General features: G+C 31.0%; 6 protein-coding genes. All 6 read left to right on the top strand.

Features of this window, described 5'->3' with window-relative positions; genetic code table 11:
- Positions 1-143: 143 nt before the first annotated feature.
- Positions 144-2,009 carry an ABC transporter ATP-binding protein gene (locus tag B6D18_RS07800; protein ID WP_086363941.1) on the top strand — a complete coding sequence of 622 codons (1,866 nt, stop codon included), beginning with the start codon at positions 144-146 and terminating at the stop codon, positions 2,007-2,009.
- Complete coding sequence (locus B6D18_RS07795) at positions 2,002-3,732, top strand: ABC transporter ATP-binding protein (protein WP_086363940.1); 1,731 nt, start codon at positions 2,002-2,004, stop codon at positions 3,730-3,732. Before B6D18_RS07800 ends, B6D18_RS07795 begins: the two co-directional genes overlap by 8 nt.
- Positions 3,733-3,799: 67 nt before the next feature.
- On the top strand, positions 3,800-4,750 hold the full coding sequence (locus B6D18_RS07790; RefSeq protein ID WP_086363939.1) for an inorganic triphosphatase: 951 nt from the start codon (positions 3,800-3,802) through the stop codon (positions 4,748-4,750).
- Positions 4,751-6,034: 1,284 nt separating this feature from the next.
- A complete protein-coding gene (locus tag B6D18_RS07780; RefSeq protein WP_158092544.1) occupies positions 6,035-8,521 on the top strand; it encodes an autotransporter outer membrane beta-barrel domain-containing protein in 2,487 nt (828 codons plus the stop codon).
- 244 nt (positions 8,522-8,765) lie between these two features.
- A complete protein-coding gene (gene glnE, locus B6D18_RS07775; RefSeq protein WP_086363936.1) occupies positions 8,766-11,609 on the top strand; it encodes a bifunctional [glutamate--ammonia ligase]-adenylyl-L-tyrosine phosphorylase/[glutamate--ammonia-ligase] adenylyltransferase in 2,844 nt (947 codons plus the stop codon).
- Positions 11,610-11,695: 86 nt separating this feature from the next.
- Positions 11,696-13,864 (top strand): extracellular solute-binding protein, encoded by a 2,169-nt coding sequence (locus tag B6D18_RS07770; protein WP_086363935.1) that lies wholly within the window; start codon positions 11,696-11,698, stop codon positions 13,862-13,864.
- The last annotated feature ends 25 nt before the right edge of the window (positions 13,865-13,889 follow it).

The raw sequence follows: 13,889 nt of genomic DNA, 5'->3' as shown, positions 1-13,889 counted from the left end.
GTCATAAATAGGATAGTCTTTTTTTGTCTGTAATATCTATAATAGTAATAGCTAAGATAAATCAAAGTAGGGGCAAAAGTAATTGTTATTTTAAAATTTATAACTGATAATGATTATTATTACCACAACGGAGTGTTCATTTTATGAAAACGTGTAATAACAATCCTACTTCTCGTCTTTGGCAACTTGCTTTTCGATATAAAATACTTATCATTTTATCTTGTTTATTTTCAATCTTAAGCGTCGCTACTGCTTTTGTTCCTTTTATTTCAGTATATTATATTGTTTATGAAATTATTATCAGTCTAACCAACAACACAACATTAAATAATGAACTTATTATCGATTATGGGTGGGTAGCTTTTGTTTCTGCGGCATCTTCAATATTTTTAAATTTTGTTGCACTTTGTCTTTCGCATATTGCTGCATTTAAAACGCTTTATCATTTAAAGTACAATTTTATTAGATATTTATCATATTTACCTCTCGGATTTTACACTAAACATTCAAGTGGCGAATTACGAAAAATTGTTGATGATGATATTGAAAAAATAGAGATTTTTATTGCACATCAGTTGCCTGATATGATTGGTTCATTTGCTACTCCAATTATTATTTTTATTATTTTAGCTATTTTCGATTGGCGTTTAGGTTTGGCAACATTAGTACCAATCATCTTAGCTTATATTGTTTTAAAAAGTGGTTATCGTCGTAAAGAAATTAAAAACAATATGCAAGAGTTTCAAACCCGATTAATTGATATGAGTAATGCTTCAGTTGAATATATTCGTGGTATAACAGTGGTTAAAGCTTTTAATCAAACTTTCTTTTCTTTTAAACGCTTTTATGAATCTATCAAAGCTTATCAACAATATTGTCTTAAGTTTATAGATTGTTTTAAATATCATATGGCACTATTTTTGCTCATATTAAATAATATCTATCTTTTTATTATTCCTGTAATAATTTTATTATTAGGTACAACAGAAAATTATGCCAATTTTATTTTGTCATCTATTTTCTATTTAATTTTCTCCCTAGCTTTGCCGGCACCTTTTTTCAAACTTTTATATGTATCACAAGGTTTTCAAAGGGCAGTTAAAAGTGTTGAAAATATGGATACTGTTCTCAATATAAAATCATTGACTGAACCGAAATCAGGCCTTGAGGTTAATAATTATGACATTTGTTTTAATGAAGTTACATTCTCTTATAATGAAAATAAAGATAATGATTCTTTAGAAAGTAATGCCCTCAATCATATCTCTTTTACTGCCAAACAGGGAACAACCACCGCATTAGTTGGGCTTTCTGGTAGTGGCAAAAGTACCATTTCATTACTTATTCCGCGCTTTTTTGATCCTAGGGAAGGATCAATAACCAATGGTGGTGTAGATATCAAACAAATGAGTAGTGAATATTTATTGTCATTAGTTAGCTTTGTGTTTCAAGATGTTTTTCTCTTTAAACAAACAATTTTAGATAATATTAAAATCGGCAAACCGGATGCAGATCTAGACGAAGTTATTGCTGCATCTAAAGCTGCTCAGTGCCATGATTTTATTGAAAAATTACCAGATGGCTATCAGTCTGTTATAGGCTCTAAAGGATTGCATTTGTCTGGTGGAGAAATGCAACGATTAGCAATCGCTCGAGCATTACTAAAAAACTCACCTATACTGATTCTTGATGAAGCTACATCTTTTGCTGATCCTGAAAATGAATACAAAATTCAACTTGCTTTAAAAGTATTAATGGAAGGTAAAACCGTTATTATGATTGCCCATCGTCTATCAACAATAAAAGATGCCGATCAAATTGTGGTATTAGATAAAGGAAGTATTGTTGAAAAAGGAACCCATCAGCAACTTATTGATAAACAAAATACCTATTACAAAATGTGGCAATATTACAAGCAAACATTAGATTGGCAAATGGATCAGCCAAATTCAGCTAAAAATTGTCATTCAGATCACTCTTGTCATAATGATGGGGTAGCACATGTTTAAAAAAATATTGATGTTGTCAGATATAGAAAGTAAAAATCTTAATCAAGCTATCATCGCTTGTACCTTATCCAATTTGACATTAATGCTGCCCTTTGTAATTTTATTACAGGTAATCATGTTGTTAATTGAGCCTTTAACTAACCAAATACCAGTGAATGTTTATTGTCTTTGGATAATGGCAGGCTTAGGCGTGTTATCTGCAATTTTGTTCTTAATCTGTTATAAAAGGGAATATAAAAAGACTTACGCTAATGCTTTTAGTCAAGCTGCTAATACTCGAATTGCGGTCGCTGAAAAACTTCGCAAATTACCACTAAGCTTTTTTAATCGAAAAGATCTTTCTGAACTTACCGCAAATATTATGGGTGATTGCGCGGTTATTGAAAATATGCTTAGCCATGTCATACCGCAATTAATAGGATATTCAGTTAGCAGTCTAATAACTTGTTGCTTATTAGCATTCTATGATTGGCGGATGGCTGCGGCAATTTTTTGTACTTTGCCCATTGCTATTATTATTGTTGTTGTAGGTAAAAGACTTGAACAAAAATTGGGTGAAAAACATGTTCAAGCTAAATTAGCTGTTTCCGATGAGGTTCAAGAATATCTTGATGGCATAAAAATCATAAAGGGTTTTGGTTTAAGTGGTAAAAAATTCCAGCGTTTAGATGAAGCTCTGAAAAATATGATGTGGGCATCGATTAAATTTGAAGGAATAGGTGGAATTATTGTTACTTTGTCTACCATGATATTACAAGTGGGTTTAGGTATTGTTGTTTTACTCGGGGTTATCTTAATGATTTCTGGAAGTTTGGATCCAATTACTTTTATTGCGTTTGTAATTATTAGCTCGCGAATTTATAGTCCATTAATTTCGGTTTTAACATTATTACCAGAACTCTTCTATATGCTAGTTTCTATCGATAGAATGAAGAGTCTGCAAAATGAGCCTATTATGGAAGGTAAAGATGATGTGACTTTTACTAATTATAATATCAATATTGATAAGATTAATTTTTCCTATAATCAGACAAATGTTATTAATAATGTAAGTTGCGTTATACCTGAAGGAAAAATGACAGCACTAGTTGGGCCATCTGGTAGTGGTAAAAGTACCTTATTACAGTTGATTGCGCGTTTCTGGGATGTAAATTCAGGAAAAATCACTATAGATAATCAAGATATTAAGCAAATAGATCCGGAAACATTAATGCATTCAATGGCTTTTGTTTTTCAGAAGGTGGTATTGTTTGATGATACTATTATGAATAATATTCGAATTGGTAGGCATAATGCTACTGATGAAGAGGTAAAACATGTGGCTAACATCGCTAGATGTGATGAGCTAGTAGCTCGATTACCAGATGGGTGGAATACATTAATTGGTGAAAACGGTAGTAAACTTTCTGGCGGTGAACGGCAACGTATCTCAATTGCGAGAGCATTATTAAAAAATGCACCTATTATTTTGCTTGATGAGGCTACCGCTTCTTTGGATCCTGAAAATGAAGTTTATATTCAAGAAGCCATTGCTAATCTAGTAAAAGATAAAACTGTCATTGTCATTGCTCATCGTTTAAAAACTATCATTGGTGCTGATAATATTATTGTCTTAGATCAAGGTTCAATTGTAGAACAAGGCAATTATCAACAATTAATGGATAAAAATGGCTTATTTACTAAGCTTTATAGCCTACAAAAACAGACATTGTCTATTAATTAATGATTGGCTATATTTCTGAAAATAATCAGTATATCATATAACAAAATAACTGATAAAAAACAGACGAATGAGTAATGAAATTGAATTAAAGTTTCAGATTAATCAAGCTGATATAGCAGAGCTGCAACTTTATTTAAATCAATGGGTATGTTGTGATGAAGCAGAATTTTCTTCGCAAGGGTCAAGAACACTAGTTAATCAATTAAATTTGATTAATACTTATTATGATAGCGAAGATTATTTTCTACGTCACAATGGTTGTGGTTTACGAGTTAGAATAAGCGAAGATGCTAACGGTAAGCATTTTGAAATGACATTAAAATCAAAAGGGAAATCTGTCGGAGGATTACACGAACGAATTGAGTTTAATGAGTCTCTTCCTGATGATAAGCTTGATTTGAGTGTGTTACCAAAAGGAGCATTACCAGCTAATTGTGATATAAAACTGTTACAACAAGAAATAATCCCTCTGTTTACTACTAACTTTAAACGTCAAACTTGGTTAATTTCATTTGCGAATAGTGAAATAGAAGTGGCATTAGATCAAGGCCAAATTACCTCAAACGGAAAATTGATACCTATTCAAGAGATTGAACTCGAAATAAAACAGGGTAATAAATTGGATTTAATTAATTTCGCTATTGAATTAAGCCGATTCCATTTACATTTATTTTCGCAAAGTAAAGCTTCTCGTGGTTATCGTTTATTAAACAACTTATCTTTTACGCCAACTATGATTTCTGTGACAAAGCTAAATGATTTATCAAACGTGTTAGATTTTTGGCAACAGCATGAAGAATATGCATTAGAAAATAATGATTTAACCTATTATCAACAGCTAGTAACTCAAATAAATGAAATGCTAATTAGCCAGAACTTGTCAATAGGACCTGAATTTCATCATTGGCAAACAGCCATCACATATATCGACTCGGTCGAAAATTTTGCTTATAGTGAAATCAATACAAAAGTAAAACTCATGTTAATTGCTGAAATAAATAAAGCGGATAAAAATTAGTTATAAAAATGAAAAAAACGTTATTCAAATTACCTTTATTATTTGTTTTATTTTATTGGCTTGTAAATATTGTTTTGTTTACAGCCTATTTCATTGTAATTAATAATTATTTTACTGCATCTGATTTGACATTTTTTCAGATAAGTAAAGGAATTATTCAACGACTTTTAATCAACTTCTATTTACAGTTACCGAATTCAATTATACTTTTTATTATTGTCATCGTTTTATTGAACAAATATTCTATTAATATAATCAATCGAAAAAATATTATTAATACTTTCATTATAGCCATATTAATTGTATTGAGTGAAATAGTAGGAAGATGGCTTTATCGGACTTATATTAATAAGTGGATGTTTATTGATCAGCAATATGCAGGTATAGATATATATTTTATTTCTATAATCGGCATATTTAACTGTACAGAAGTAGTGATGAGTTATCTTTTCATAACAATTTTAACTTTTTTTAGTGTTAAATTTCTTAATTACAAATATATACATAATGATAGTGGATTAACGCAAATTGAAAGTCAAAAGTTACATCTTGGCGTATTTATTTCACTTTATAATTGTTACTTTATTACTGTATTTATTTTATTTTTTGTGCTTGATAGATATATTGATTACAGTTCATATAGCATTATTATAGAATTAGGTATTTTGATTATATTTTTATTAATCACTAATTTGCTGGGTTATTTTTTGTTAAGAAGATGCTTTAAAGGGGTAACAGAAAGTTTAAACCTAACAAGGCTAATTATTAGTTCGCTAAGCACCTTTATCTTAAACTGTATATTGTTTGTATTTATTATTTTTATTTGTATCCGAATGTTTGAATTTTTACAAATATATTATAGTTTACCTTATACTCCAACATTAATTACCTGTTGTTGGGTAATAATAGTGATGTTATTTATTGTAAGTAGCCTAATGGTTAGAACTATGGCAAAACTTTTTTTTGATTCAAAAAGGAAAATTAAAATTCTATAATAGAATAACTCAATTTGATTTTTTATTCTCAAGGTAAACTTATCATCAATCTAATGATAAATAATCAAAACTTAGTTTATATTTCATTAAAATTCGCTATTTTTTTCCATTTAGTACAAAAAAACGCTATTCACTCATATAATCAAATAATTAACATAGACATTCTTGATACATTTTTGTTATTTTATCATTCTCTTAAAATTCAAGTATAACAATTAATTAGTTTTTTATTGTTCACATTGAATTTAATAATCTAATGAATAGAAATTATAATAAATATGGAGGTTTTGTGCTTAAACGCAATTCAGATAAAATTAACCTTTTGTTTAAATTAACCTTTGGGACCTGTCTAGTCACATCTCATTTTTCAAATGCTTTAACCATCATAGATGCAAACAATATTGAAGAATATGCTGAAAATGGTATTACAGTTTCAACAGATGATATTATTATTCAGAATATAACAGATAGTTCACTACCACATATCAATTTAGCAAAAAATAAAATATCAGCTATTAAGTCGCAAGTTGCTGGCAAAACAATAACTATTGATACTGGATTAGATGAATTTATTATCCAAACGAATGGAATAGGGCATTATAATAGTGCATTTAATATTCATGCTCATTCTGATGGGAAAGTTGATGTTTTAAGTGATATTCGCTTAAATGTTCAAGATGGTACTGGAATATATTTAGCCAGTGGTGGTAAAGGCAATTTTGCAAAAAAAGTAATAATAAATGGTACCGGTGTATCAAATCATAGTTTTATTGGAATTCGAGCATACAATGGTTCAAACACAATTAAAACTGATGGGAACTTTGATGGCAAAGTAGTTATTCAGTCCATAGGAAATAGTAGTTATGGTATTTTATCTCTACTCAACAATAATCCTAATGCTATTGGTATAAATTTAAATTTTAATGATAAAGTAACGATTAATATGAATGGGGATTACTCCGTTGGAGTTGCAGCATTACAACAAGCTGGTGCTAATCCAAATGCTGACAGTGTTATTAATTTTAATAATGGATTAGATGTAATAACCGCCAATGGAAACGCTATTGAAATGAAACAAAGTGCCGGAAAAATATTCATTGATAGTGGCACAAATACTAATAACATTGTCTCGGTTAATCATAAAAGCCATAAAGCCATATATGCGAATACAGGTCAAGTAACTGTTCAAGGAAAATCGTATATAAAAGGGGATATTTATGCTAAAGATAAAGGGCAAATCGATCTTGATTTAACTGATGGTTCGATTTTATTAACTGCAATCAATAATGCTCATAATAATACTCTCGAAGAAAAAGGTAATATCAACGTTACAATGACAGGTAGTCAAAGCCAATGGCGAATGACAGATAGTTCATATATTGACTCCCTTGTACTAAATAATAATGCTAAAGTTAGTTTTGGGTATGATTATGCAACACCAAACAATATCAAAAATCTTAACGGCTCAAATAACATGCTTTTAACCGCAAATTCATTATCTGGTAATGGGATCTTTGAATTACGGACTTCATTAGGTAATAATTTTGCTAATGATTTACTTAAAATTACTGGATCCTTGCAAGCTAAAGGGAATCATAATATTTCAATCAAAGATGATTACACTGGTTCTGCAATGGTTGACGGTAATGAAAAAATTACTTTAGTTGAAACTGAAGGGGGGGGCGCTAATTTTAACTTAATTTCACCATCAATTGATATTGGTCCATATCAATTTAATAAATTAACTAAAGTTACTAATGAGCGTAACAATGGTTCAGAAGATTGGGTATTGTCAGCGACAAATTCCGAATCAGACAACCCGGTAAAACCAAGTAGACCACATTTAACGAATACCGCTCAAAATGCAGCGAATATTCTTAATTCTAATTATTTGCTTAATTACATTGAAACACAAACTTTACTTCAAAGAATGGGAAAACTTCGTAGAAATGAAACAACTGCAGCAGATGCATGGGGCCGTATTTATAGTGGTAAACTAAGCTCATTTAATGATAAGCGGTTGTCAGATTTTACTATGAATTATTATGGCTTACAGCTTGGTTTGGATAGAAAAATTGAAGTTAATAATGGTGATGTTTATTATGGCATTATGGGGGGCTACAGTCGAGGAAATATCGATCATCATGTAGGTGATGGAAACACGACAGGCTATTATGCTTCAATTTATGGTACCATTTTAGATCAATCTGGATTGTATATTGATGCTTTAGCCAAATATATGATAATGGAGAATAAATTTAATTCCCGAACAGGTGGTGGTTATTTAGTAAAAGGTGATGGCGATACTAATGGTCTTTCAATAGGAATAGAAGTTGGGCAACGATTCTACTTTTCTCCTGCATTGAATTCAAATCAAGGTTGGTATATTGAACCACAAACTCAGCTAACTTATTCCCATCAGGGTAGTACAGTAATTACAGCAACTAATGGTTTAAAAACCAAATTAAACAGTTACGATTCATTACTTAGTCGAGCAAGCATTATTATAGGTAACAATTTCTCACAAAATAATAATATTATTGATGTATATTTAAAAACAGGCTATGTGAAAGAGTTTGCAGGCCAAACATCCTATGTATTTAACCATGTAGCAAAAGAAAAGTATAATTTTGCCGGTAATTGGTGGGATAACGGGATAGGTGTAAATATGCAATTTAATAATCAACATAATTTATATGTTGATGCAGTTTATTCACTGGGCAATAAATTCGATCAAAAACAAGTTAACATTGGGTACCGTTATAGCTTCTCATAATAAATTGTTTTTATTCGTTAACACAAAAATTATTTACTAACATAAAGTGACTTGCAAATGCAGTCACTTTTTTCATTTTAATTAATTTGTTGGTATTAATTCTCTCCATTAATTATGTGAAAAACAATTAATATGATTTTTACAATATAGTTCAATAAAAAGATATCGGTATGTAAAAAGTCATTTATAATAGTTAATTAGGTGATTTTATCATTATATAAATATTTTTAAGTGAGTGCTTATTATGTCCCAGCCAAGCTCGTTAGTTTCACCATTAATTGCTCAGCAAAAACAAAAGATTATATCCCAATTGTCACAATGTGATTCAAATGAAGTGCTTGATAACCTTAACATTTTGCTTCAAAGTGACTTTCTGGTCGATGCTTTTTATCGATTTCCTGAGTGGCTGACAGATATTATTACTCATCCTCCTCAAGCTGATGAAAGATGTTTTTATCAACAATGGTTAAATGAAAAACTAGCATCAGTATTTGATGAATTAGCGCTAATGAAGGCATTAAGATTATTTAGACGTTATATTTTGGTAAGACTTGAATGGTCACAATTAACTCGAACTAGTAATGAAGAGCAAATTTTATTACAACTCACGCAGCTAGCTGAAGTGATTATTGTCACAACACGTAATTGGCTTTATGAGCTTAGTTGTAAGGAATGGGGAACACCATGTAATTTACATGGGCAAGCTCAACCTTTACTTATTTTAGGCATGGGAAAATTAGGTGGTGGCGAACTTAATTTTTCATCAGATATTGATCTTATTTTTACCTACCCTGAACATGGTCAAACACAAGGAGGTAGAAGAGAATTAGACAATGCGGTGTTTTTTACCCGTTTAGGGCAACGCTTAATTAAAACACTAGACCAAATAACTGAGGATGGTTTTGTCTACCGTGTTGATATGCGGTTACGTCCACTTGGTGATGGAGGACCGCTGGTTTTAAGTTTTGCTGCTATGGAAGATTATTATCAAGAGCAGGGGAGAGACTGGGAACGTTATGCTATGGTAAAAGCAAAAATACTTGGTGATCAGCAAGATCCTTATACCAAAGAGCTTTACCAAATGCTAAAACCATTTGTTTACCGACGTTATATTGATTTCAGTGTATTGCAGTCATTAAGAAATATGAAAAGTATGATAGAGCGTGAAGTTCGGCGTCGAGGATTGACTAACAATATCAAACTTGGTGCTGGTGGTATACGTGAAATTGAATTTATTGTGCAAGTTTTTCAACTTATACGTGGAGGGCGAGTTGTCGGTCTACAAACTCGTTCTTTATTAACTGCCTTACAAGTAATAGAACAAGAAACGTTACTTAGTGTTAATGAAGTAGATACTTTACGTGAAAATTACTTTTTCCTACGCCGCTGTGAAAATTTACTCCAAGCTATACATGACGAGCAAACACAAACATTGCCAGACGATGAACTGGATCGAATTCGTATTGCTACTAGTATGAACTTTAATGATTGGTATGAATTTGAAGCTGATCTCGCTAAAAGAATGCAATTTAATAGACAAGTATTTAACCAACTTATCGGTGAAGATGAATCTAAATCGGTCTCGAATTCTAAACAATACAACGATCAATTTGACGATCTTTGGGTCCCAGATTTGCAATTAAGTGATGTTACTTCAGTACTGACTTCTTATTCAAATGATGATGCTGAAAAATTATATCAAACGCTTTGTCAGTTTCGTGATGATATTGGTAAACGGACAATTGGAGTACGAGGTCGTGAAATACTTGACCAATTGATGCCACGATTGTTGGAGTTGGTTTGTAATGATAAAAATACATTAGTATTATTATCACGAATTTTACCTTTATTAGTTAATATTGTTAGCCGAACAACTTATTTAGAATTACTACTTGAATATCCAACAGCAATGAAGCAGTTAATTCGGTTATGTAGTGCCTCGCCAATGATTAGTGAGCAACTTGCTCATTATCCAATCTTATTAGATGAACTAATAGATATTAACTCTCTTTATCAAACTGTTTCACCAAATGAATACAAAAGTGAACTTTATCAATACTTACTTCGTATTGAGGTTGATGATGAAGAACAACAACTTGAAGCACTGAGACAATTTAAGCAAATGCAATTATTGCATATAGCTGCTGCCGATGTTGAGCAGGTATTAAATACTATGAAAGTAAGCGATCACTTGACCTATGTTGCAGAATCACTAATTGATTTTGTTGTACAAATGGCATGGAATCAAATGGTTGCTCGTTATGGTAAACCCTCACATTTAACTGACAATCAAAAAGGATTGATTATTATCGCATATGGCAAATTAGGTGGTTGGGAATTGGGTTATGGTTCAGATTTAGATCTGGTATTCCTTCATGATTGCCCTGTAGATAGCATGACTAATGGTGATAAGCAAATTGATAGTCGCCAATTTTATTTACGATTAGTACAAAGGATCATTCATCTCTTCAATGTTCGCACCAGCTTTGGAATTCTTTATGAAGTTGATGTTCGTTTACGTCCACAAGGTGATGCAGGTTTATTAGCTTGTAGTTTAAATGCTTTTTATGACTATCAAATGCATGAAGCTTGGACATGGGAACACCAAGCATTAGTCCGAGCTAGAGCTGTATATGGTGAGATAGAACTGATTAAACGCTTCAACCAAATTAGGCATGATGTTTTATGTAAACCTCGTGAAGAAAAGGTATTAAAAACCGAAGTTAGAGAGATGCGCGAAAAGATGCGGACCCATTTAGGTACAACAGAGCAACATCGATTTAATTTGAAAATTGATGAAGGAGGTATTGGTGATATTGAATTCTTATCCCAATATCTAGTACTTAATTATGCTCATCAATATCCTAAAATGACAACATGGAGTGATAACGTACGGATTTTAGAATTAGCGGCAAATTACCAAATTATGAATAACCAAGAAGCTGAACAGTTAACTAAAGCTTATATTGATATGCGCAATGAAATCCATCAATTATCATTACAACTTTTACCGAGTACAGTTGATGATTCATGCTTTCAATTAGAAAAACAGATTGTGAATCAAAGTTGGTTAACATGGCTTAAATAATAATTAACCAATTACTAAAAATCTTTTTATTATTGGGCAAAAATTCGATTTGATTGCTGAATAAAATTAATGGAGTTTACAACTTAATGGCGACGATCAAAGATATTGCAAAACTTGCCGGCGTATCCCATGGAACTGTATCAAACGTGCTTAATGATCGTGGTAACGTTAGCGTAAAAAAAATCAAATTGGTTGAACAAGCCATTCAACAGTTAGGCTATCAAATTAATTTATCCGCTAAAAATTTAAAGGAAGGTTCAACCAAATCAATTTCGGTGCTTCTGCCCAATATTACTTCTGAACAATACAGTAATTTATATGATGGTTTATTTAGTCAAGCTAATCGCCTTGGTTACGAATTGTCACTTTATTTAACCTATGATTCGAAAGATCTTGAATTACAATTAATTCAAAAAGTGGCTGTTAAGCGAGATTATGCTGTTATAGTTGTTAGCGCATTACCTGATGCTAGTGAATATTATCAAAAAATTAAGTTGCCAAAAGAGAAAATAATTTTTGTTTATAGAAAGCCGTTATCTGCATTACAATTTGTTTCATTGGATTATGAAAAAGCTGGACAAGACATAGCTAATGAGTTAATCAAGAGGTCTTGTCATCGTGTTGGATTATTTAGTAATTCAGATCATTATACTCATTCTCAAACTTTTAAAAAAAGTTTAGAAAATCAGTTTAAAAAACATAATTACAAAGTAATACTGAATAATGTTTCTTCGAAGCCTTCTGATGGTACTTATAATTTAGCATTTAGTTTTTTTGTCGATGAACAGATTAAGTATGATGCAATTATTACTATGGATATGGAGCGAGCTCATTTTGTCCGTAATGCAAATTATTTTGGTAGTTTACAACAGTGCCCACCAATTTACACTTTAACTAATAATAATTTTTATTATGAAGATAATATCTATCAATACCATATGAACTATGGCATTTTGAGTGAACAAATTATGAAATTGGTTGAAAGAGAAACTATAAGCAAAATTGATAATAAAGGTTTTTCATTATTACCTGATTCAAATTTGGTAAGTACGACTAAAAATAGTGAAACTATTAATTTTTTAATTTTACCAAGCCCATCAACACAGGCTGTTAAAAAACTACTACCCCATTTCAAGAAAATGAGTGGTATTGATGTTAATTTAATTATTAAGCCTTTTGACGAAATATATCATATTCTAAATCAAATCAACCAGCATCAACACATTGATATTATACGAATAGATATGGCCGGATTACCTTGGTTTGCACCGTCAGTATTCAAACCTTTATCTAAATTAGCTATCAATCTCGACCATTTATTAACAAAATATCCAGCTGAAATCGTTGAGCGCTTTAGTTATGTAGATGATATTAGTTATGCAATTCCTTTTGACCCTAGTGTACAGATGCTTTTTTATCGCAAAGATTTATTTAATGACCCATTAAGTAAACGAGCTTATTTTGAAACATATCGACAACAACTAAATGTTCCTAAAAGTTTTACTGAATTTGATCAAATATCAAGATTTTTTAGTCGACAACACAACTCTGAATCACAAGTAGAATTTGGTAGTTGTATCACTTTAGGTAATTATGAACTCATGGCTTCAGAGTTTTTGGTCCGTTATTATGCACAAGGTGGAAAATTAATTAATAACAATAAATTAGTTTTAAATCAGTCTATTGCACTTAACACTTTAAATCGGTTGCAATCATTCATAAAGGTTGCCAAAAACATACAATCAGCTTGGTGGCAAGAATCAGTAAATTTATTTGAACAAGGTAAACTTGCTATGTTGATTGTATATATGAATTTATTTAGTTATATCAATCACCGTAATATTTTACCTTTAGTTGGGTACGCAAAAGTACCAGGTAAAAAATCTTTATTTGGTGGTGGATCACTTGGAATGTCTAAATATAGTCAAAAAGATAAGCAAGCTAAAATCTTTTTTGATTGGCTTTATTCAAATGAAATCAGTGAGCAAATAGCATTACTTGGTGGCGCCACGGCACAAAAATCTATTTTTCAAAATCATAGAATTATTAAGAGTTATCCATGGTTACCAGTGGTACAACAACAGTACGCAAATGGTATTCGGGAAAATAGTATGACAGGTAATGCAATTAATTTAAGATTGATAGAAAACATTATTGGCAAATATCTAACCAAATGGATAACCAATCAATATACTTCATTACAAATAATTGAGTTGATTAATGTTGAGATAGAAAAAACTATGGCTAATAAATAATTATTAGCCATAGTTTACGTAACTT

Origin of the sequence: Gilliamella sp. A7, assembly GCF_002142015.1 — a bacterium.
GTDB lineage: Bacteria > Pseudomonadota > Gammaproteobacteria > Enterobacterales > Orbaceae > Gilliamella > Gilliamella apis_A.
This window is presented reverse-complemented; position numbering and strand designations above follow the sequence as displayed.

What these genes read in the sequence shown, in the direction of transcription:
- B6D18_RS07800 (WP_086363941.1), top strand. Translation starts at nt 144, where the DNA reads ATGAAAACGTGTAATAACAATCCTACTTCTCGTCTTTGGCAACTTGCT.
- B6D18_RS07795 (WP_086363940.1), top strand. Translation starts at nt 2,002, where the DNA reads ATGTTTAAAAAAATATTGATGTTGTCAGATATAGAAAGTAAAAATCTT.
- B6D18_RS07790 (WP_086363939.1), top strand. Translation starts at nt 3,800, where the DNA reads ATGAGTAATGAAATTGAATTAAAGTTTCAGATTAATCAAGCTGATATA.
- glnE (WP_086363936.1), top strand. Translation starts at nt 8,766, where the DNA reads ATGTCCCAGCCAAGCTCGTTAGTTTCACCATTAATTGCTCAGCAAAAA.
- B6D18_RS07770 (WP_086363935.1), top strand. Translation starts at nt 11,696, where the DNA reads ATGGCGACGATCAAAGATATTGCAAAACTTGCCGGCGTATCCCATGGA.